Here is a 23,099-nt window from a genome sequence, read left to right as displayed (position 1 = left end):
TATTCAACAGCCTAATATATTAAATGTTACCGGGCCTTCTTTCTATACTTATTCTTATTCCTGTTCTGGGATTACTGCTGGTTTTACTGATTCCTTCTGGAAAAGGGCATTTGTACAAGTATATCAATGCTTTTTCAGCATTTGCTCAGCTTGTTGTGTGCCTTTTTGTTTGGAGAAACTACCAAACAGGAGAGGATGCAAAGGCGGGAATAGTGGCTGATTTTCAGTTTACCGAAAAGCTTGACTGGATTAACATGTCTTTAGGAAGTTTAGGCCATATTAAGATTGACTACTTTCTAGGCTTGGACGGGTTGAGTATGCCCATGGTACTGCTTTCGGCTTTGGTAATGCTTGTTGGTGCGATTGCTTCATGGAAAATTACCAGTAACCAGAAAGGGTATTATGCACTGTACCTTATTTTGAGCGCATCCATCATGGGATGTTTCATGGCCTTGGACTTTTTTCTTTTCTACTTGTTTTTTGAGCTCATGTTGCTCCCTATGTATTTCTTGATAGGTTTATGGGGTGGCCCAGGTAGAGAGTATGCGTCTATAAAATTCTTTTTATATACCCTGTTTGGCTCCATATTTATTCTGGTAGTTATTATTGCATTAGTGTTCTCTGTAGTAGACCCATCTGCTACGGCTGTTATGGCAGGGTTAGCCGAAACAGAAGCGGCTGTAACCCCTAGCATTTTATCAGAAGTGCATAGAATGCTTGCGGTAAATGAAATAGCCTCTGCAAATATTGTACACTCCTTTAATATGCTTCATATGATGGATCAGCGGAACTTTATTCCTGGTTCTGTGCTGTCTCTTATGAACAGCTATGACTTATTTGGGATGGCACCTAGGTTGGTTGCGTTTTTGGCACTTTTTATCGGTTTCGCAATTAAACTGCCAGCCGTGCCGGTGCATACCTGGCTTCCAGATGCACACGTAGAGGCGCCAACACCTGTTTCTGTAATTTTGGCGGGAGTGCTTCTGAAAATAGGGTCTTATGGCATTTTGAGGACGGCTTATAGCATGTTCCCTGAAGGAGCTATTCATTTCGCTTGGTTTATAGGTTTACTTGGTGTTATTTCCATAATATATGGCGCATTCAATGCCTTAGCGATGCAGGACTTGAAGAAAATGATAGCCTATTCCTCAGTCTCTCACATGGGCTTTGTTTTACTAGGCATGGCGTCTGTAACTGTAGAAGGAATTAATGGAAGTATTTTCCAGATGTTTAGCCATGGTATTATTTCATCGTTGCTGTTCCTTATCGTTGGTGTAATTTATGATAGGACATCGGATAGAATGATTGGGAGCTACCGTGGGCTTGCCTCTAAAATGCCGGTGTATACGACTGTGGTAACCGTGGGCTTTTTTGCTTCATTGGGTTTGCCTGGTTTCTCTGGCTTCATTGGCGAATTGTTTATTTTACTAGGAGCATTTAGGTCTCCCTCTTACAACTTGCTTTTGCCTTATTGGATGGTAATTGTGGCTTCTCTAGGCATTGTTATTGGCGCTACCTATTACTTATGGGCTTTACAGAGGATGTTTTTCGGTAAGTTCTGGACTAAAGGCGGGGATTTATGGTATAACAACCTTAAAGATTTAGGTGCTAGAGAACTGACAATGACTATACCTTTGGTGCTCTTGGCTATATTCTTCGGACTCTTTCCTGGCGTTTTGTTTGACCTGATGTCTGCATCATCTGCCAAACTGGTAGATTGGATAAATGTCAATGGTACACAAAACCTAGAAGTAATACAGGACATAACCAGATAGATACTTTGGACTTTCCGGCAGACATATTATATCATAGACTTCAAGATGTGCTTCGTAGCACAGCGTTGTTTTTGCCAGAGGTGCTTCTTTCTGCTTTATTTATTGTATTGGTATTGGTGGGATTGATTTTCAAGTCGAAGAACAACCTTAGCACCTACATTACTCTTGCGGGGCTTGCTGCGACAATACCTTTCTTAGTTGAGCAGTGGAAATACGGGTTAGAAACAGAAACCTTTCTTTTCAATGGTATGCTGAGGTTTTCAGCTATGGCTGTTTATTTTAAGTTTCTGTTTCTAGGTGCTGCTTTTATCATTGTTTTGTTTACATCCCTTTCCTCTTTTTATAAAAAAGCGTCGGAAGTCCGTTATGAGTATTTTTTAGTTCTTATAGCTTCCGTAATAGGGCTTAACCTAGTGGTAATGTCCTCCAATTTGCTGATGTTGTATCTGTCATTAGAGTTGGTTTCTATTGCTTCTTATATTCTTGTAGCAATAATTGCAGACCGTAAGGGAGCAGAATCAGGTATTAAATATTTTATATATGGTATCGTCTCGTCAGCATTAATGCTGTATGGGATATCGTTTTTATATGGCATGACAGGTACCCTGAATCTCTATCACGAAAACTTCATTGAGCGCTTAATTTTGGTAGATGGTTGGTTACTTTTATTAGCTACCATGTTATTTTTAAGTGGCCTTTTATTTAAAGTTGCAGCTTTTCCTTTTCATATTTGGGTTCCTGATGTATATGAAGGAGCACCTATTCCGGTTATCGCTTGGCTTTCTTCAGCACCTAAAGCAGCAGGTTTTGCGGTACTTTTTATCCTTATCCCTTTACTTAATGCCGTTTTTGGGGCCAGTGAAGTTGTTGTGCAAAATTGGAACTACTATGTTGCCATACTTGCTATTTTTACTATAGCCATTGGAAACTTTGCAGCATTGAAGCAAACGGATGTGAAGCGCTTATTGGCGTATTCCTCTATAGCTCATGCCGGATTTTTACTGGCAGGATTATCTGTTGGTAGCGAACTGGCTTTCAATAGTATAGTGTTCTATCTTTCTGTTTATGTATTTATGAACTCAGCAGCATTTTTCATGGTTGAGTTTTTATCAGGTATTACAGGTTCTACTGATGTAAGGAATTACCGTGGATTAGGATATAAAATCCCATTTGCAGGCGTTATTTTTGTCATTGTACTTATTGCATTGACAGGGCTACCACCGACAGCAGGATTTACGGCTAAATTGCTTTTGTTTTCCTCTGTGTGGGAGGGAGTCGGTACTGATACTTCAGGTATAATGTTGTTTTTGCTAATCTTTGGATTATTAAATACAGTCATATCTCTTTATTATTACTTGAAAATTCCGTACCTTATGTACTTTAGAAAAGGTGATAATAATAACAATGAGACTATACCAGGTGTAGGAAATTATGCCTTTCTTGTAATTGTGGCATTGCCTGTTCTGATCTTATTCTTCAAGCCAGATTGGCTGATGAACTTTATTGAGTTACTAAATTTCCATCTTTAATATACAACCCTTTATATGTGTGGCATAGCCTTAATCAGATTAAGAAAACCATATTCATATTATATCGAAAAATATGGAACCCCTTTGTACGGAATTAACAAACTGTACATCCTGATGGAAAAACAGCACAACCGCGGCCAAGACGGGGCGGGGGTAGCTACTATTAAAATTGGAGTGCCTGAAGGTAAAAAGTATATTAGCAGGTACAGGTCTATTGACCCCCAGCCTATATCTGTTATTTTCAATAAGATTAATAAAAAATTCAAAAAGGTAATCAGGGAAAATAAGGATAAGTACCTTGATGCAGATTGGTTGATGGAGAATGTTCCCTTTACTGGCGAGATTATGGTGGGGCATCTTAGGTATGGTACGCATGGCGGTAATGACATCGAGACTTGTCATCCGTTTCTGAGACAAAATAACTGGCGTAGCAGAAACATGGTCTTAGCAGGTAATTTTAATATGACCAATGTCGATGAGCTTTTTAATAGGCTTGTTGAGCTAGGACAACATCCAAAGGAAAAGACAGACACAGTTACGGTACTTGAAAAAATAGGTCATTTCCTAGACGAGGAAAACCAGTTGATTTTTGACAAGTACAACAATAAATATTCTAATAAAGAAATTTCCGACATAATAGAAGACGAGCTTGACTTACAGAGGGTATTGATGCGCTCTTGTAAAGATTTTGATGGTGGCTATTCTATGATGGGACTTACCGGTCACGGAGCAGCTTTCATTGCCAGAGATCCTGCTGGTGTGCGTCCTGCCTACTATTATGCAGACGATGAAGTAGTGGTGGTAGCTTCTGAAAAACCAGCCATAAAAACTGCTTTTAATATAGACTACGAGCAGATAAAAGAAATAGAGCCTGCTCATGCGCTTATTATTGATAAGCACGGCAACTATAGCCAAAAGCAATTTATTGATAAACTCGAGAAGAAAGCTTGTAGCTTTGAAAGGATATATTTCTCAAGAGGTTCTGACCCAAACATATATGCAGAACGCCAAAACCTAGGTAAATTACTATGTCCTCAGGTGCTTGAGTCTATAGATTATGACCTCGAAAATGCAGTTTTTAGCTATATCCCTAATACGGCTGAAACTTCTTTTCTCGGTATGATGTCCGGGATGGAGAACTATCTAGTACAATATCGTAAAAAAATAATACAGGAAGGTAAGCTTCAGGGAGATGATCTTGAAAAAGTACTTTCTTATACCCCACGGGTTGAAAAGCTGGTTATCAAAGACACCAAAATCAGGTCTTTTATTACTTCGGATGCTCAGAGAGATGAGTTTGTTGCCCACCTTTACGATACCACTTACGAGGTAATCAAAAAAAATACAGACACTATAGTCGTAATGGACGACTCTATTGTGAGGGGAACTACCCTTGAAAAGAGTATCATTAAGATGCTTGACAAACTTCATCCTAAGAAGATTGTTGTGGTTTCCTCAGCACCGCAAATCCGTTTTCCAGACTGCTATGGAATAGATATGTCTAAAATGAAAGATTTTGTAGCTTTCCGTGCTGTGATAGAGCTAATAAAAGATAATAATATGGACTATCTTCTTGAAGAGGTCTATGAAAAGTGTAAGGAAAGCATACAAATACTTGGTGGAAATATGGTAAACCATGTAAAAGATTTGTATAAGCCATTTACCTATGAGCAGGTTTCGGACAAAATAGCCGAAATTGTAACCCCTGAAGGTTGTAACGCTGAGGTAAAAGTGGTTTTCCAGACCATTGATAATTTGCACAAAGCGTGTCCAAGCCATCTAGGTGATTGGTATTTTACCGGCGATTACCCAACACATGGCGGTAACAGAGTTGTGAATAAGTCGTTTATGTTTTTTATGGAAGGGAAAGGAGTCAGGGCTTATTAGCCTTGACTTTTTTGCTCCTAGGGTTCATTTGTCTACTTTTTTTGGTTGTCTTAACATAAAGCAAATGTTCAAACTTCCCTGAGTAGAAATCCTTAGGATAGGAAAAGTAAAAAATACTTTCCCTAAGTGTGCCTGTGGCTATTTTGTTTAGATATTTAAACTCTATAGAGACTTCTCCTCCTTTATTTTTAATAACTCTCCACTTACCGCTTACCTTTTCAAACTTTTCATAATCTCTTAACTCAAATGTCATATTAGGTTTTAGTACCAACAAAGGAAATACCTTTATGCTGACATTTTTATCTCTGACAACAAACTTATCAATCTCGTAGGTGCCTATGATTTTGTTGATAGGATTACCCGTTTAAGACTCTAGGAAGTAATAAGTTTTTTGTATGTCAATTGCTTTAAACGGGGTCTTCATTAAATGGCTGTGTGTGCCATTCTTAGATAATAAGGGGTCACCGTATTTTTCTGGGGATTTAAGCAAAAAGCTTAGAGAGCCTGAACAAGAAAAACCTGGTATCTACAACGCCTCTTAAGTTTGCCCTGAAGAGCTTTATTTTTGAATTAAAAGATTCCGCATTTGCATTGGTAGATCTATTGTCAAAGAAGTTTAGAATATTGCTCATATGGTTGCTTACTGTATTTGCTACCGTTAAAAATTCTTTAATTTCCATCTCATGAGTTTTATTGATCCATTCATTAAACTTTTTTTCAGCGGAAATTTTTGTGTTGCTTTCATATATTAGCCTAAACTCAAGAACATGGTCATAAGCTTTTTTGAGGTCTGGATAATTTTCAAAAGCTATGTTGGCTCTCTGCTCTTGGCTTTGAGTCCAATCAGCTTTCTTTTTGGCAAAGACATACCTGCAGCGGGCCAAAAGTTGCTTTGGGGTGTCCCCATTGGGCAATAAGGGTGCTTTATACCTAACGCCATTCTTTTTGGCAGCTTCGATAGCCTTGTTTTCCATATCCAGTTCAACCCATCTTTGATTGACCCTTATATGTTGTAGAGCCTCCAGGGCCAGCCTTACTACATGAAAGCGGTCTGTAACCAAATTTGCCATGGGGAAACATGTTCTTGCGGATGACTCCATGTTTTTTGCCATGTCAAGGGTTACTTCCTTTACTTTATTCCTTTGTTCCAGAGGGATTTTCTCCAGAACTTGTATGATATTTGCCGACAATGTGCCTTTTACAGAAGCTACCAAAGAGCCTCTTTTGCCTCTCCCGTTTTTATTGGTAATAAAAGTGTACAACTCTCCTTTTGACAGTGCAACTTCGTCTATACTGAGATGCTCTCCGATATTGTCCGGAAAGACCAAATAGTCTTCTGCATGCTCTTTTTGTTCCCACTGCTTAAACCCACTGCTTTTCTTCTTATAGTGCCTCCTCAACAAATCCCCTTTGACCTCATAATAGCTGCCAATGTTACCAATGGTATCTTCGCGGGTCTCGACCTGTACCTTTTAAAAAATCTGAAAGCTCTTGAGTGATTTTAGAGCCTTCAGCTACAAATGAATAGTCATTGTAAACTATTTTGTTCTTGCATGTTTTATGCCTCCACCTTCGTCGCTTAAATTCAAGATAAACGGCTTTTCCCCTTATAGGGAAATCTTGCACAATTTTAGGTTCATAAAAACCTTTAGACTCGTACTCTTCAGGATTATGTTTTCCTAATAGCCGGTTCTGCTCAATGAGGTTGATTTTATAAAAGGATCTTTTGCTGTTCAGGTCACATAGCTCTATTACAGCTTCTATTTCAAAAAAATCTAGTATGCCTTCCGGCAAAAAAGGGGCAATAATATTTTCTTTCATCTTGCCTTAAAATTAACAAATCAAACCAAAACTCCCCAACTTTTACGTGTGAGCCATAATAAGGTGGCCATTGATGAAATTGCGTTAAGAACTTTATAAGCATGAAGCGGCCAAAAAATTTGCTGTTTGAGCCCGACGCAAGGAGGGTGAGTTTCAAATTTTTTAGCGTAATGGTTATAAAGTTTAGCAAATTTCATCACAGGCCTTGACTTTTTTGCTTACTTTTTTTGTCTAAGAAAAAAAGTAAGGCCCTGCCGGCGAGGCAAAAAGTAACTAAACGAGCTTATGTAAGCTAATAAAACATAAGATACCTAAATGGGTAACCTTATTTATTTTTATCAATAGTACAAGTACTTAAGCATGATAAGCATAAAATCCAACAAACATATTTAAAGTAGCTATTCATATATGACGGGGTCAATGTGAGAAATATGGATTGCCTCTAGCTTCAGTCAATACCCGTTGAGCAAGTTAATTATAGTATCCTGTTTTTTTAAACAATTTATGCTTAAATGGATTATTTATAGGGAAAATTGACCAACCCTCTTTATAATTCATATGCGATTATCTACAGTAATATATCATCTTTTGTCAGAGCATCTTTCTGATGATGCAAGTGAATGGTTAAACGCTAAAATGGCATTATTGGAAAAAGGTAAAGAAAAAGACCTTTTTTTCTCTTTTAGCTCAGCGCCCAGAATGGTTGGGAAGAAAACATTGACAATATCGGCGGAGCAGACTAAAGTGCTTAAGATGTTAGGGACTGGTATTGAGTGGCAGCACCTAACTGTGGATACGATATCGAGGTGGCTGATGTTGGTTTCTTATCCTTCACACGACGAAAGCCATTACCATGCTGTGTTATCTAAACTTTTTTCAACTGCTGATATGGAGGAACAAATTGCTTTATATAAAGCCCTCCCTTTATTGCCTCACCCGCATAAGTTTAGATTCCAAGCTACAGAGGGGATTAGGAGCAATATTAAAGGGGTATTTGAAGCTGTAGCGCTAGACAATCCTTTCCCTCAGCAGCAGATGGATGAATCCGCTTGGAACCAGCTGGTGTTAAAGGCATTCTTTATAGGGTCGCCTTTATATAGGATTAAAGGGTTGGACGAACGTGCTAATTCAGCGCTTGCTCGTATGCTGGTCGATTTTGCACATGAGCGATGGGCGGCTGGCCGGTCTGTTAACCCTGAACTCTGGAGGCTGGTAGGGCCATTTTTAGACCTCAAGGTATTTGAAGACCTTTATAAACTATACCATTCACACAACTCTGACGACCGTATTGCCGCAGCACTTGCTTGTGCCCAGTCTACATTGCCTGAAGCCCGGCAACTGCTTGAGAAGGATATGAAGCTTTGTGATGCCATAGAACGTGGTAAGCTCAATTGGGATATTTTTTCTCGACAATTATATGCCGAAGAATTTGAAGAACTGCAACCTTAAAATACGAATCTTATGAACCCTCAAATGAAAATAATTGATCCGCACATCCACATGTCTTCCCGCACCACCGATGATTATGAGAATATGAGAAAGGCTGGTGTTGTAGCTGTTATTGAACCTGCTTTCTGGTTAGGGCAGCCGAGAACGGAGGTGGGAAGCTTTAAAGATTATTATAGTAGCCTGGTCGGTTGGGAAAGGTTTAGAGCCAGTCAATTTGGAATTAAGCATTACTGTACAATGGGGCTAAACTCCAAAGAGGCTAATAATGAACCTTTGGCAGAACAGGTGATGGAACTGTTGCCTTTGTATGCCTGCAAAGAAGGCGTAGTGGGCATAGGCGAAATTGGTTATGACGACCAAACAAAGGCTGAAGATAAGTTTTTTAGACTTCAGCTAGAGCTTGCTAAGGAGTTGGGCTTGCCTGTTCAGGTGCATACGCCTCATAGGGATAAGAAAGCGGGCACCATTAAAAGTATGGATGTTTGTGAAGAACATGGGATTCCTCCTCACCTTGTCATCATTGACCACAATAATGAAGAAACCGCTAAGTCGGTTCTTGACAGAGGGTTTTGGGCAGGGTTTACAATCTACCCCAAAACTAAAATGGGAAATGAGCGGATGGTTGAGGTCGTGAGGAAGTTTGGCGCAGAGCGGATTATGGTTAATAGCTCAGCAGACTGGGGTATGAGCGATCCGTTGGCAGTGCCTAAAACTGCAAAACTTATGTTGGATAGGGGCATACCCAAAGAGCATGTTGAGCTGGTTTGTTACCAAAATGCCTTGGACGCTTTTGGCCAAAGCGGGCAATTCAATGAAAACGATTGGCTAAAAGCCGAAACAGCAGACCAGACACAAAAATATAACGGAAACTCTGTCTTAAGAGGACAGGTACCTCAAAACTTAGAGCAGGATAATGAATCAGACATTATTATCAAATAAACTACATTTTACCGTATTTCTGGCCTATTTGCGACTAACTCGCCCGGCCAATGTAATAACAGCCATGGCTGATGTTACGGCAGGATATTCTATAGCCGCTACATTGGCCTCAGGGGGAATGCCTTTTTTTCCTCCTGTATGGTTGTTGTTAGCTACTGCATGTCTATATGCCGGTGGAGTAGTTTTTAATGATGTTTTTGATTATAAAATAGACCTTAAGGAACGGCCGGAAAGGCCAATTCCTTCCGGTAAGGTGCCTTTGTTGAATGCAGGTATTTTAGGAGCGGCACTGTTATTGCTCGGTGTTGTGTTTGCTTTGATGGTCAATATTTGGTGTGGTGTGCTGGCTTTGTGTATTGCTCTATTTGCTTTACTTTATGATGGCTGGGGCAAACACTATGCATTGATAGGGCCTATCAATATGGGCATGTGCCGTAGCTTAAACCTTATGTTAGGGGTAGTAGTGGTACCGGCTGTTGTTGCTGAGATCTACTATATTGCTTTGATTCCTTTGGTTTATATCTTTTCGGTAACCTTAGTAAGTAGAGAAGAAGTCAAGGGTGGGAATTATACGGCACTGTATGCAGCATTGGCATTGTTCTGTTCGGTTATTATATTTTTGGGATGGCTCTCTGTGCAATATGGAACCCTTTCTTTTTCATGGATATTTCTAGCACTCTTAGCTTTATTCGTTTTAGGACCTTTAGTAAAAGCCATAGCCAAACCAAGTCCTGGAAATGTGCAGCAGGCAGTAAAGTTTGGTGTAATTTCCTTGATTATCCTTAATGCCTGTTTGGCTTCCGTGTATTCTGGTTGGGAAATTTCGCTTGCTATCCTGAGTTTACTTCCTCTTTCTTTTCTGATAAGCAAGCTTTTTGCCGTCACTTGAAAAAAATTGGTAAACAATTTATCCATAAATGGATTATTTATAGAAATTTCTCACAACTATGAATTGTATACAGCAACATTTTTCCGTATTCTATACACATAAAGTTCATTTTACTTATAACCTGTTTCACCCAGAAAACAGACTTTTTTTGGATGTTCTTTCGGGTTGTGGCGAAAAAGAAGAAAGTAAAATACTTTTTGTTATTGATAGAAGTGTTACCCAGAGCCATCCATTGCTGGAAGGTAACATAATGAAATATTTTAATATCCGTAAGCCTAAGGCCACACTGGTAGGCCAGCCCTTAATTGTAGAAGGGGGAGAAGTAGCCAAAAATAATAAAAACATTCTTGATAAGGTGTTAGACAGGATTGAGGCCAACGGACTTTGCCGTCATTCCTACCTTGCTGTAATAGGCGGGGGCGCGGTTTTGGATATGGCTGGTTTTGCCGCATCTATAGCGCATCGTGGAATCAAACTTATTAGGATACCTACTACTGTACTTTCTCAAAATGATTCTGGGGTTGGGGTAAAGAATGGTATCAACGCCTACGGCAAAAAGAATTTTTTAGGGACGTTTTGCCCGCCAACAGCTGTAGTAAACGACCTGATGTTTTTGGAAAGCCTAGAAGAGAGGGATTTCAGGGCAGGTATATCCGAAGCTATAAAAGTAGCATTGTTAAAAGATGTTGATTTTTATAGGTTTATAGAAGCCAATTGTGACAGGTTGATAAACAGGGATCCTGAAATCATTAAAATCCTGATTTATCGCTGTGCAGAACTCCACATGGACCATATAGCTAGCGGAGATCCATTTGAATTGGGTTCTTCCCGTCCATTGGACTTTGGGCACTGGGCTGCCCATAAACTTGAGCAGTTGAGCAATAACAATATCAAACATGGAGAAGCTGTTGCCGCTGGCCTTGCGCTTGACTGTACTTACTCTATGTTGGATAACATGCTTGACGAGGAAAGCTGGCAAAAGATCTTGTTGTTGCTAAAGCGTTTAGGATTTCAGCTTTTTTATTCTGAAATGGAGTGCGAAATCGGCCATAGTGAACTTATGGAAGGCCTGGAAGAATTTAGAGAGCACTTGGGCGGTCAACTAACAGTAATGCTGTTGGAAGAAATAGGAAAAGGTAAAGAAGTTCACCACATAGATAAAAGGAAGGTGATGAAAGCGATGGAAGTGCTGATGGACTTTGAAATGGTTTATTCAGGAAACTTAATCTGTCAGATATGAAAGTAGGTAGTTGCCACTTGTCATATTGTTCAAATGTTCATCCTGCAGATTCGTGGGATGAAACATTTGCCAAACTTAAACAACATACACTAGCGATTGCAGGAAAAATTGCGATTGCTAAACCTTTTGGTATAGGGCTAAGGCTGTCAGGCAGGGCTAGTGAAGAGCTATTGCTTCATAATAATTTAAAGGAGTTCCGTCAGTGGTTGTTAAACAATAATTTATATGTTTTTACTATCAATGGGTTCCCATATGGGGAGTTTCACCGGAAAGAAGTAAAAGACTTAGTTCATAAGCCAGACTGGACTTCTCAGAAGAGGGTAAACTATACCCTCCGCCTTGCAAGAATTCTGGCTGCTCTTTTGCCTGAAGATACTGAAGGTAGTATCTCAACCTCGCCCGTTTCTTACCGGCTTTGGTTTTTGCGTCCTGAACAAAACAAGGTGCTGGTACAAGGTGCTGAAAATATGGCTTTAGTCGCTTCCGAACTTTATAATATTTATTTAGATACTGGCAAAAAAGTTCATATAGCTATTGAGCCTGAACCTGATGGTTTAATAGAGAATTCTCATGAGCTGGTGCTATTTTTTGAAAAGTACTTGCTAAAACATGGTGTCAAGACTTTACAAAAAGAAGGTTGTAGCGGAAGAAAAGCCGAAGAAATAATTAAAGATCACATCCGGGTCTGTTTTGATGTGTGCCATTTTGCCTTGGCTTATGAAGAACCTAGGGATACATTTAGGAAATTGAAAAGTCATGGTATAAAAATAGGAAAAGTCCAGATCAGCTCTGCTTTACATATCAAGCTCCCTCAAATAAACGAGCGAAAGCAGTTGTTGGTAGACCTTAAAGCTTTTGCTGATCCGGTTTATCTTCATCAGGTAGTGGTAAAAAATAATAGAGGCAAGTTAGAAAAATACCCCGATCTCCCATTGGCAATGGAGGCTATTATGGATCCTGAAGCTGAAGAGTGGAGGGTACACTTTCATGTCCCTGTCTTTACAGAAAGCTACAAGAGGTTTGGTTCCACCCGAAAATACATTTTAGATACATTGTGCCTTTGTAAAAAATATAGAATTTGTGACCATTTAGAGGTAGAGACATATACCAGGGATGTGTTACCGGAAGATATCCGCCCTGATATTGATGAAATGATTCTGAAAGAGCTACAATGGGTAGAAAAACAGTTGACAGGAAAAAAAGAAAAGGTAAATGCGTAAACTTGCAGTTCTAAATATTGTAGGACTTAGTAATTCAATTATTGGAAAAAATACCCCTTTTATTAAATCAAGAATTGAGCAAGGGGCTCTTAGTTATATAAAACCTGCTTTTCCGGCAGTTACTTGCAGCGCTCAGACCACTTATCTTACAGGCAAGTCCCCTGACGAGCATGGTATAGTGGGGAATGGTTGGTATTTTAAAGATGAGTGTGAAATTAAGTTTTGGAAGCAATCTGATAAACTGGTAAAAACGCCAAGAATTTGGGATGTTGTGCGTAAAGAGCATCCTGAATTTACCTGTGCAAACCTTTTTTGGTGGTATAACATGTACTCCTCTGCGGATTTTTCAGCAACGCCACGGCCTCAATACCCCGCAGATGGTAGAAAAATCCCTGATATTTATACTCAGCCAGCAGGCCTTAGGGACAAGCTTCAAAAAGCTTTGGGTACTTTTCCTCTATTTAACTTTTGGGGACCCAAAGCCGGTATCAAGTCTAGTCGCTGGATAGCGGAGTCGGCTATTTATGTAGACCGGCTTTACAAATCCGACCTCTCTTTGGTGTATTTGCCGCATTTGGACTACTGTCTTCAAAAATTCGGGCCTGACGAAGAGAATATATCCAAAGAGTTAAAAGAAATAGATGATTTAGTACAGTATCTGACTACTTACTTCGAGCAGCATGGAACCGATGTGCTGATTCTATCAGAATATGGGATCAGCCCTGTAGATCGACCTGTTGCAATAAATAGGGTGCTTAGGGAAAAAGGGCTTATCACTGTGCGGGAGGAGCAAGGCAGGGAGCTTTTAGATGCTGGTGCCAGCAAAGCCTTTGCTGTGGCAGACCATCAGGTGGCTCATGTGTATGTCAATGATAATTCTGTGAAGGATGAGGTGAAGCAATTGTTGGCAAATATAGAAGGGGTTGGAGATGTATTGGCGGGGGATGAAAGAATGAAATACAACTGCATTCATGATAGGGCAGGTGACTTTATTGTTGTTGCTGATTCCCGCTCTTGGTTTACCTATTATTATTGGTTAGATGATGATCATGCACCTGATTTTGCTAGAACCGTAGACATTCACCGAAAGCCTGGTTATGATCCTGTAGAAATGTTCATAGATCCGGATTTGAAGTTTCCTACCTTGGAAGTGGCAAGCAAGCTTGCAAAAAAGAAAATGGGCTTCCGTTCTTTAATGGATGTCATCCCGTTAAAACCAGAATTGGTAAAAGGATCTCACGGTAGAATCCCAGAAGATCAAAAGTATTATCCTGTAGTGATTAGTTCGCAAAAAGAACATCTTTCTGAGAAAATGGTTTCTGCTGAAAGTATTTTTGATATAATCCTGAAACATCTGCAATAATATTCGTATAATCGGAATAAAATTTGCAGGTTCAAGCCTGTTTTTAGTTCAGGAATTTTTAAACGTATTAATTTTAGAGTATTTATGAGCAATGTAGCTGAAGGAGCAAAGTTTTATGGTGATGTTTTGTCTTACTTTGACAAAGCCGCCGCCTTTACTAATATAGATAAAGGTCTTTTACATCAAATAAAAGTTTGTAATAGTGTCTATAAGGTTCAGTTTCCTGTAGAAATTGATGGGGATTATGTGGTTGTAGAAGGTATTCGTGCTCAACATAGCCACCATAAAATGCCTACGAAAGGAGGTATCAGATACAGTATACATGTTGACGAGGATGAGGTGAAAGCCTTAGCCACCTTAATGACTTTTAAATGTGCAGTAGTAGATGTGCCATTTGGTGGTGCCAAAGGTGGGGTAAAGATCAGTCCGAGAAACCATACAGAACGTACGCTCGAAAAGGTAACTAGAAGGTTTGCCACAGAGCTTATCAAAAAGAACTTGATTGGACCAGGCATGGATGTTCCTGCCCCTGACTATGGAACTAGTAGCAGGGAAATGGCATGGATTGCCGATACCTATATGACTATAAAATATGGAGAAACAGATGCTTTGGGTTGTGTAACTGGTAAGCCAATTGGACAAGGCGGTATCAGGGGCAGGGCAGAAGCTACTGGTTTAGGAGTGTTTTATGGCATTAGAGAGGCCTTGGAACATACGGAAGATATGAAAAGGATAGGGCTGCCTACTGGCATGTCTGGTAAAAGAGTCATTATTCAAGGTCTGGGAAACGTGGGATACAATTCAGGCGTGTTCTGTCAGCAGGAAGGCGCAGTAATAGTAGGGATAGCAGAATATGAAGGAGGAATCTACAATCCTGACGGTATGGATATCGAAGCTGTTTTTAAGCATAGGAAAGATACAGGGTCAATCCTTAATTTTCCAGGAGCGAAAAACATCGAAAATAATTTAGAGGTCTTAGAGTTGGATTGTGATATTTTGATTCCTGCTGCTTTAGAGAACCAGATCCATAGCGGTAATGCAGGTAAAATCAAAGCCAAAGTAATTGCTGAAGCTGCTAATGGTCCGGTTACCAAAGAGGCTGAAGAAATTCTTTTGGCTGGTAATAGATTGATTATTCCTGATATCTATCTCAATGCCGGGGGTGTTACAGTGTCATATTTCGAATGGCTTAAGAACCTCTCAAATGTTAGGTTTGGCCGTATGGGAAAAAGGGCTGAAGAAGTCACCAACAAGAAAATTATAGAGACAGTAGAGCAGTTTACTGGTAAGTCTATCAGTGCAACAGAAAAAGCCTTTATTGTTAAAGGAGCCGATGAAATTGATTTGGTAAGGTCTGGACTGGAAGATACAATGATACTTGCTTATAATGAGATAAGAAATGTAAGTAACAGGGTTCCTAAAATTAACGATTTGCGTACAGCTGCATTTTATAGTGCAATTGAGAAAGTAGGCATTAGCTACCAGGTGTTGGGAATATTCCCATAAAGCTAAAAACTATACTTTAATAAATAAAAAGAGGCTGTCATTGCAGCCTCTTTTTATTTAGGGCGCGCTGAAAAACTCCCAAAATATTGATCTGTATATATTTGTATGAAAAATAGGAGGTATAGGTGCAAGGTTTTTTCGGTTATTTCTTATTTTTCCGTGCACAATAAATTGAGAAACTTTTAATCCAATACTTTTTTGGGATAGCCACAAGCGCACAATCTACTTTATGGCCTTACATTCGAAGTATTCCAATACGTCTTCATGTAAGGCCATGCGTATCTTGCACACTTGTGACTTTTTCAGCAGGCCCTATTTAATGATATCCTTCGTTGTTAGAAAAAGTACTTTCCATTATAAAAAAATCATCTTCTTCTTTCTTCAAGCTTACATATAGGGTTCTTTCGGGCAGTTTAATCTGGAAAGCTTTCATTTCATACCCTTCTTGTTTGGCCTTTTCTTTTATGAATTTTTCATAACTTTCTTTATAGGATTCTAGTTTCTGATTATAATCATTTAAGGCTTTGTAAAATGTATTGTCTCCGTCTAGGTATGACCTTTTGGTACGTACACCATAAAACTTTTCATTATAAAAAAGGTAAGTATGGGTATAGTAGATACCTTCGGAGCCATCTTCTACAAAGGTCAACCCTGTAAGGTTTCGGTCTAGTGACTCTTTGCCTAAGAAAACAAGGTCTTTTTCATTTTTTAGAACATCTTCGGGTGTGTCCCCCCAAGAGGAATTTTTAAAGTCTTGGGCAGATGTCTGGAAGAAAATGAAGGTTAATAGAAAAAGTAATGTTCTCATAGCTTTAACTTTGATACAAATCTACAAAAATATAATAAAAAATGTACTTGAAAATATTGGATTATTTTAAGGTGTAGAGAAAGTGTTCGTTATTTTTTTAATTTAAGTCATGATTGTAATCTATTAAATGTTTTAATTTATTTGCCAATTAGTTACATGAACAGTTAATAATTAAGCTTGTTTTGCGTTTTTTTGTAATACAACCGTATAGTTTCAAATGAATTTTATATATCCACAGGTTTTATGGGGTTTGGCAGCTGTAAGTATACCTGTCATCATACATTTGTTTAATTTCCAAAAGCCGAGAAAAGTACTTTTTAGCAACGTAGCTTTTCTACGGCATGTTAAAGATGTTAACAGTTCAAAGCTTAAATTAAAACACTGGCTCATTCTTTTCGCCAGGATATTTTTCATTGTTTTTATCGTGTTGGCTTTTGCTCAGCCTTATTTTCCTGCCGAAGAAGAAGGTTTAACAGATTCTATGGAAGATGTCTCTGTATACCTCGACAACAGCTTTAGTATGGAAAACGAGCTTAATGAAGAAAAAGCCTTGGATATTGCAGTTAAGTCTGTGCAACAATTGAGCCAAAACCTTGGGGCAGAAGTGAAGTATAAAGTGATTACCAATGACTTTGAGGGGAGAGACCAGTTTCATAGAAATAAGAATAAGCTTGCTGAAAGGTTGTCAGAAGTTACTTTTTCTCCTGTTTACCGAGATTTTGAAAGTGTAAGTAAAAGGCTGGATCCCCAGCCGGGAAGTTCTGTTTTTCTGTTTTCAGATTTTCAAAAAAGTACGGCAGGGGCTTTGGAAAATTTTGTGGCAGATACCGCTGTTAATTACTTCATGGTACCAATCCAGAACAAAGATGTTTCAAATATATTTGTAGACTCATTATGGATATCTACCCCTTTTATTAAAACAGGGGAAAATAATGAGATTACTTTAAAGCTATTCAATGATGGGAAAGGAGATGCCAAAAGTGTATTGGTTAAGCTGATGTTAGATGACTTGCAGGTGAGTTCTACCGAGGTTGACATTCCTGCGGCTTCTTCTGTTACCACCACCTTTACTTTTAATATTTCCGAAAACCAGCCTGTAAAGGGCAGGATTGTTTTCGAAGATCACCCTGTTTCTTTTGATAATGAATACCATTTTGTCTTGAACCCGACCCGGGGTATAAGGGTCATGCATGTTTATGAGGAGTCTCAGAAATATGTTCCCGCAGTATTTAGTAACCCTAAGCTTTTTGATTTTGTATCAGAGCAAGTGGGGCAAATTAATTATTCTGCCATTGAAGGTATGGATGTGGTTGTTCTAGACGGGTTGAAGGATTTGCCTAATTCTTTAATTTCTACGCTTCAGGAGTTTGTAGCAAAGGGTGGAAGTTTGACAATATTCCCCTCAGCCGGAGTCAATAAGGACAGTTATTCAAACCTGTTCGCACAGCTAAAACTTCCTGCTGTCTCTTATACAAAAGCTGATACTGCTGCTGATAACAGCATGTATGAACTGACTCCCCCTGATTACAAAGATCCTTTCTTTCGGAATGTTTTTGAAAAGGATGATGAGAAGATCACCATGCCCTATGCGAAACCGGTGGTTACATGGACTGGCCGGGGCAATACTTTGCTACGCACGCGCAACAATAAGTCCTATTTAGGGCAGTTCGAATCTTCGGAAGGTAGTGTTTACTTATTTGGAGCTCCTCTGCACCAAGCTTATACCAATATGGCACGTCATGCAGTTTTTGTTCCGGTAATGTATAAAATTGCAATGAACAGCCTGAATAAGTCTGAGCGTTTGGCTTACAGCTTTCAAGAACCAACATTTGTTTTGGACGTAGGTCAACAAGCTAAAAATCAAGTTTTTAAATTGAGGAATGAAGTTGCTGAGCTTATTCCTGCACAGCGGTTAAGCGGAAGTAACCTGTTTTTGGAGTTGCCTAGAGATGAAATGGACGCTGGTATATATACTTTAGAATCTTCCTCAGGTGAAAAAGCTGGGTATGTAGCATTAAATTACGGAAAGAAAGAATCTCTTATGGATTTTTATTCTGCCGAAGAACTTTCTAAGCTGTTTAGTAACAGTGAGAATGTGAAAATTTATGACATAAACAGTAGTGAAGAATTTTTAGAAACGTTTAAAAAAGCGTCTGTGGGTACTCCGCTATGGAAATATTTTATAATTTTATGCCTGATTTTCCTGCTTACGGAAATACTTCTTATTCGATTTTTATAATTTATGAAGATTCTTATTAGATCTGCTGAAATCATTGCCCCGGGCAACAGTTTAAACAAGACTATTAAAAACATTCTTATAGAGGATGGTATCATAAAGCAAATTACAGATGAGGGTAACATAGAAGCAGATAAAGTAGTAGAAGGAAACAACCTTAAAGTTTCCGCTGGATGGTTTGATATGCGTGTTTTTACCGGCGATCCTGGTAACGAACATAAAGAAGACCTTACTACAGTGACAAATGCAGCTGCTTCTGGTGGTTTTACTGGTATTGCTGCCATGCCTGACACCAACCCACCTATTCACACCAAAGATGTGCTGGCTTATGTGAAGACGAAAGCTGAAAAAGCGCTTGTTGATGTATACCCAGTGGCTGCGGTAACCTTAAACCTGAAGGGAGAGGAGTTGTCTGAAATGATTGACCTTCACCACGAAGGGGCAGTTGCTTTCTCCGACGGTACTAAGCCTGTGTGGCATTCTGATGTGTTGCTGAAAACATTACAGTACCTTCAAAAGTTTAATGGATTACTGATCAATCATGCCGAAGACAAATTGTTGTCTCATTCGGGGCAAATGAACGAGGGTAAAGTAAGTACCCGTCTTGGCTTGAAAGGGCTACCCAAACTTGCAGAAGAGTTGATGGTGGAAAGGGATTTAAGAATTTTGGAATATGCAGGTGGTAAAATTCACTTTGCGCATGTTTCCAGCCCTGTGTCTCTGGAGCTAATCAAGGCCGCCAAGAAGAAAGGGCTTCAGGTTACTTGTGACATTGCAGCCTATCAATTGGCTTTGTCAGATGCAGAACTTAGTTCTTTTGACACTAACCTTAAGGTTAACCCTCCACTTAGGACTGCTTCAGATATTAAGGCTTTTTGGAAAGCAATAGATAATAATACTATTGATGTTATTGTTTCTGACCATAGCCCACAGGATATTGAAAGCAAGTTTTTGGAGTTTGACTTGGCAGAGTTTGGAATGATCGGGTTAGAAACTGCTTTTGCTGTTGTTAATACTTGGAACAAAACTTTAAGTGTAGAAGATATTATTGACAAAATAGCCTTGGCACCAAGAAAAATTTTAGGTTTGCCTATTCCTGACATTGCAGAAGGGGCTCCTGCTAACCTAACTGTTTTCAATGCAGATGCTGAGTGGGAGTTTGGTAAGAAACATATTAAGTCTAAATCGGCAAACTCTCCCTTTGTGGGAAAGAAATTGAAAGGACATGCAGTAGCTGTTTTTAATAAAGGCAGATACTTTGTAAATGAGAATTTTTTGTAAAACAAACTTTTATGGCTGAGAAGCTGGATATTTCAGTAATTATACCTTTACTTGATGAAGAAGAATCACTCCCTGAATTAGCTGCCTGGATAGGCAATGTCATGGATGAACATGGCTTCAGCTATGAAATTATTTTTGTAGATGATGGGAGTAGGGACAATTCATGGTCAATTATTAAAGAGCTTAATAGAAGAAACCCTGACGTAAAAGGCATAAAGTTCAATAGGAACTACGGGAAATCTGCTGCATTGCATATGGGTTTTAGGATTTGCAAAGGCGATGTTATTATAACAATGGATGCAGACCTACAGGATTCTCCAGATGAAATTCCAGAGCTTTTTAAGATGATTAAGGAGGATAACTATGATCTGGTTTCTGGCTGGAAGAAAAAAAGGTATGATCCAATCTCTAAAACTATTCCTACTAAGGTTTTCAATTACGTTACCAGTAAAATAGCAGGAATTAAACTTCATGATTTTAACTGTGGTTTAAAGGCCTATAACCGGAAAGTGGTAAAAAGTATTGACCTGTATGGCGAAATGCACCGTTACATACCTGTTATAGCCAAATGGCATGGATTTAACCGTATAGGAGAAAAGGTAGTGCAGCACCAGGCCAGGAAGTATGGAGAAACCAAGTTTGGAATGGAAAGGTTTATTTATGGTTTTCTTGATTTGTTGTCCATAACCTTCGTGTCTAAGTTTAAGAAGCGCCCTATGCACTTTTTTGGCACCTTAGGTTTTATTTCTTTTTTGTTCGGTCTTATTACCAGCGTTTACCTGCTTGTAGAGAAACTGGTCAATGTATCTAGAGGTACATTGGGTAGGGATGTTGTGAACAATACCTGGTTCTATTTGGCTTTGGTAGCCATTATTATTGGGGTTCAACTGTTTCTGGCAGGATATATCGGTGAAATGATTACCATAAACAATCCAAGAAAAGATGATTACTTGGTATCAGACAAAGCCGGATTAAAAGAAATTTTCAGGGAAAGCTTAGGGGTCTAGCTTTTATTCTTTTACCAAGCTTTCCTTCTTCAAAAGGGCAAGGGCAATTCTGATTTTGTCATAATTTATTTCGCCATTGAAGTATTCAAATATCGGTTTGGCTTCTTTGTAATTACCTGTTGTGGCTTCAACAGCCTTTTTGATTTTCTCAATCTCTTCTTGGGTAATGTATTTTTTTAGGTTAATGGCATGACCTTTTTCATATAGATATACCAAATGTGAGGCAATGGTTATAATATTAAGGTTTCTTTCTTTTGCTATTTCTTCCATAGACAAACCTTCTTTGTAAAGATTAAAAGTTTCCACGTACGTAGAACCTTTTATTTTTTTGCCTTTTTCAGAATGCTCTTTGATAAAAGTCTGAATTTCATGTAGAAAATAATCGCCGTATAAGTTGAATTTTTGTTTTCCCACTCCTGTTATTTCCAACAAGTCGTCTGGTGTGGAGGGTTTTTGCTCAGCCATTTCTTTTAAGGTGACATCACTGAATACGATATAAGCAGGAACGTTTTGATTGTCTGCAAGCTCTTTTCGTAATTTTCTTAGCCTTTCAAAGAGTTCGTCATAAAGTAAAGCATTGGCAGATTTTACAGGCTCATGCTTGGTGGTTTTGGCAAACCCTTGGTCTGAAAGTTTTACGAGCTTTACTGGTAAGTTTTCTTTTAGCACCTTCCAACTGGTGTTGTTGAGTTTAAGTACATGGTTCTCATCATAGGCGATGTCTACAATACCAGCATTGAGCATTTGCTGAAGGTAATCATGCCACTCTTCAGTTTTCAGGTCTTTCCCGGCACCAAAAGTCTTAATCTTGTCATAGCCTTTAGAAATGATGTTACGGTTATGGCTTCCCCTTAGGATGTCTGTTAGCAGACCAATACCTACTTTTTCTCCAGTTCTGGCAATTGCACTTAAAGCTTTCATGGCTGGAATAGTAGCATCGACCAATTTTCTAGGGTTTCTGCAAACATCACAGTTGCCGCAATCGGTCGTGGTTTCTTCATTAAAGTAGCTTAAGAGAATCCTTCTGCGACAAACTGGCGTTTCTGCATATTGCATCATCCGCTTCAGTTTCGCCTCCTGAAGTTTTTTTCTTTCGTCACTTGCTTCTGCCAACATAGTCATATGGGTAATCATATCTCCATGACTATAGAAGAGCAAGGTGTCAGAAGGTAAGCCATCTCTGCCGGCACGGCCAATTTCTTGATAAAAGTTTTCTACATTTTTAGGTAGGTTATAATGGATTACCCAACGTACATTCGGCTTGTTGATGCCCATGCCAAAGGCGATGGTTGCACATACGATTTCTATATCGTCTTTAATAAACCGCTCTTGGATATCGCTACGGATTTGAGAGTTTAAACCGGCATGGTAGGCTTCGGCGTTCAGGCCATGATTGCGCAGGTTTTCGGCCACTTTTTCCGTTGCTTTTCTACTGAGGCAGTAGATAATGCCAGATTCATTTTTGTGACCGTTAAGAAAATTGAGAATTTTCTCAAGCCTGCGGTTGCCCGGAGAAACACTCAACGAAATATTAGGGCGGTCAAAAGAAGTGATAAAAACCTTAGCCTCTGGAAGCCCCAATTGGTCAAGTATATCTTTTCGGGTCAGCTTGTCTGCGGTGGCTGTTAAAGCTATGAGTGGTACTGAAGGAAATGCTTCTTTAAGCTCTTTTAGTTTAGTATATTCTGGTCGAAAGTCATGCCCCCAAAACGATACGCAGTGGGCCTCATCTATAGCAAAAAGGTTTATTTTTAGCTTTTTTAGAAAATCAATAAAGCCATCGCTGAATATTTTTTCTGGAGAAACATAAAGAAGTTTAAGCGTTCCTGAGATGCAGGCTTCTTTGGCGTCTCTTACCTCTTGATAGGACATGCTGCTGTTTATAAAGGCAGACTTTACACCGCAGTTGTTCAACTGCTCTGTCTGGTCCTTCATCAAAGATATCAGTGGGGAGATAACTACACATATGCCGTCCATAACAAGCGCAGGTATCTGGAAACATAGAGACTTTCCACCGCCGGTAGGCATAAGAACCAGCGCGTCATTTCCTGACAAAACATGGTTGATAATATCCTCCTGTAAGGGGCGAAAAGAATTATATCCAAAAATATCTTTTAAAACAGACTCTTTCGTGTGCACGGCAAAGGGT

The 23,099-nt window shown here is 39.2% G+C and carries 18 protein-coding genes; 13 read left to right on the top strand and 5 right to left on the bottom strand.

Annotation, left to right across the window (positions count from 1 at the left end; translation table 11 throughout):
* Nucleotides 1–23: 23 nt before the first annotated feature.
* From RCC89_15030 to RCC89_15020, 3 genes are read left to right on the top strand one after another with little or no spacing between them, the layout of a single operon-like run.
* Nucleotides 24–1,775: an NADH-quinone oxidoreductase subunit M gene (locus RCC89_15030; GenBank protein ID WMJ74469.1), complete on the top strand. Its 1,752-nt coding sequence runs from the start codon at nt 24–26 to the stop codon at nt 1,773–1,775.
* Nucleotides 1,718–3,304 (top strand): NADH-quinone oxidoreductase subunit N, encoded by a 1,587-nt coding sequence (locus RCC89_15025; GenBank protein WMJ74468.1) that lies wholly within the window; start codon nt 1,718–1,720, stop codon nt 3,302–3,304. Before RCC89_15030 ends, RCC89_15025 begins: the two co-directional genes overlap by 58 nt.
* A gap of 15 nt (nt 3,305–3,319) precedes the next feature.
* Complete coding sequence (locus RCC89_15020) at nt 3,320–5,191, top strand: amidophosphoribosyltransferase (protein WMJ74467.1); 1,872 nt, start codon at nt 3,320–3,322, stop codon at nt 5,189–5,191.
* Here the strand turns inward: RCC89_15020 and RCC89_15015 are convergent.
* From RCC89_15015 to RCC89_15005, 3 genes are all read right to left on the bottom strand, one after another.
* Nucleotides 5,178–5,444, bottom strand: a complete 267-nt coding sequence (locus RCC89_15015; GenBank protein WMJ74466.1) for a hypothetical protein — start codon at nt 5,442–5,444, stop codon at nt 5,178–5,180. The two genes, RCC89_15020 and RCC89_15015, sit on opposite strands and share 14 nt — an antisense overlap.
* Nucleotides 5,445–5,673: 229 nt before the next feature.
* The gene (locus RCC89_15010; GenBank protein WMJ74465.1) at nt 5,674–6,594 is read right to left on the bottom strand and encodes a transposase; all 921 of its coding nucleotides are present in this window, start codon (nt 6,592–6,594) and stop codon (nt 5,674–5,676) included.
* A 31-nt stretch (nt 6,595–6,625) separates the two neighbouring features.
* Nucleotides 6,626–7,012 carry a hypothetical protein gene (locus RCC89_15005; GenBank protein ID WMJ74464.1) on the bottom strand — a complete coding sequence of 129 codons (387 nt, stop codon included), beginning with the start codon at nt 7,010–7,012 and terminating at the stop codon, nt 6,626–6,628.
* Nucleotides 7,013–7,570: 558 nt separating this feature from the next.
* Here RCC89_15005 and RCC89_15000 point away from each other — a divergent pair.
* The 7 genes from RCC89_15000 to RCC89_14970 all read left to right on the top strand — a co-directional run bounded on the left by RCC89_15000 (nt 7,571) and on the right by RCC89_14970 (nt 15,618).
* Entirely contained in the window at nt 7,571–8,461 is an 891-nt protein-coding gene (locus RCC89_15000; GenBank protein ID WMJ74463.1) for an EboA domain-containing protein, read from the top strand.
* 24 nt (nt 8,462–8,485) lie between these two features.
* A complete protein-coding gene (locus RCC89_14995) occupies nt 8,486–9,400 on the top strand; it encodes a TatD family hydrolase (protein WMJ74462.1) in 915 nt (304 codons plus the stop codon).
* Entirely contained in the window at nt 9,375–10,289 is a 915-nt protein-coding gene (gene eboC / locus RCC89_14990; protein WMJ74461.1) for a UbiA-like protein EboC, read from the top strand. Before RCC89_14995 ends, eboC begins: the two co-directional genes overlap by 26 nt.
* 58 nt (nt 10,290–10,347) lie before the next feature.
* The gene (locus tag RCC89_14985) at nt 10,348–11,529 is read left to right on the top strand and encodes a 3-dehydroquinate synthase (GenBank protein WMJ74460.1); all 1,182 of its coding nucleotides are present in this window, start codon (nt 10,348–10,350) and stop codon (nt 11,527–11,529) included.
* On the top strand, nt 11,526–12,749 hold the full coding sequence (gene eboE, locus RCC89_14980) for a metabolite traffic protein EboE (protein ID WMJ74459.1): 1,224 nt from the start codon (nt 11,526–11,528) through the stop codon (nt 12,747–12,749). Before RCC89_14985 ends, eboE begins: the two co-directional genes overlap by 4 nt.
* On the top strand, nt 12,742–14,112 hold the full coding sequence (locus RCC89_14975; protein WMJ74458.1) for an alkaline phosphatase family protein: 1,371 nt from the start codon (nt 12,742–12,744) through the stop codon (nt 14,110–14,112). Before eboE ends, RCC89_14975 begins: the two co-directional genes overlap by 8 nt.
* 84 nt (nt 14,113–14,196) lie before the next feature.
* Nucleotides 14,197–15,618, top strand: coding sequence for a Glu/Leu/Phe/Val dehydrogenase (locus RCC89_14970; protein ID WMJ74457.1), 1,422 nt, complete (start codon nt 14,197–14,199; stop codon nt 15,616–15,618).
* A gap of 316 nt (nt 15,619–15,934) precedes the next feature.
* On the opposite strand, the gene RCC89_14965 is transcribed toward RCC89_14970, so the two are convergent.
* Nucleotides 15,935–16,426: a hypothetical protein gene (locus tag RCC89_14965; GenBank protein WMJ74456.1), complete on the bottom strand. Its 492-nt coding sequence runs from the start codon at nt 16,424–16,426 to the stop codon at nt 15,935–15,937.
* Between the two features lie 217 nt (nt 16,427–16,643).
* On the opposite strand from RCC89_14965, the gene RCC89_14960 reads away from it, so the two are divergent.
* The 3 genes from RCC89_14960 to RCC89_14950 are packed head-to-tail and all read left to right on the top strand — an operon-like array spanning nt 16,644 to nt 20,950.
* The gene (locus RCC89_14960) at nt 16,644–18,665 is read left to right on the top strand and encodes a BatA domain-containing protein (GenBank protein ID WMJ74455.1); all 2,022 of its coding nucleotides are present in this window, start codon (nt 16,644–16,646) and stop codon (nt 18,663–18,665) included.
* Nucleotides 18,666–18,668: 3 nt separating this feature from the next.
* Entirely contained in the window at nt 18,669–19,943 is a 1,275-nt protein-coding gene (locus RCC89_14955; protein ID WMJ74454.1) for a dihydroorotase, read from the top strand.
* A gap of 11 nt (nt 19,944–19,954) precedes the next feature.
* Nucleotides 19,955–20,950 (top strand): glycosyltransferase family 2 protein, encoded by a 996-nt coding sequence (locus RCC89_14950; GenBank protein WMJ74453.1) that lies wholly within the window; start codon nt 19,955–19,957, stop codon nt 20,948–20,950.
* A gap of 3 nt (nt 20,951–20,953) precedes the next feature.
* On the opposite strand, the gene recQ is transcribed toward RCC89_14950, so the two are convergent.
* Complete coding sequence (recQ, locus tag RCC89_14945) at nt 20,954–23,089, bottom strand: DNA helicase RecQ (GenBank protein WMJ74452.1); 2,136 nt, start codon at nt 23,087–23,089, stop codon at nt 20,954–20,956.
* Nucleotides 23,090–23,099 lie beyond the last annotated feature (10 nt).

This window comes from Cytophagaceae bacterium ABcell3 (assembly GCA_030913385.1).
Classification (GTDB): Bacteria; Bacteroidota; Bacteroidia; order Cytophagales; family Cytophagaceae; genus ABcell3.
The sequence above is the reverse complement of the archived record's forward strand: the minus strand, read 5'-3'. Positions and strand labels throughout refer to the sequence as shown.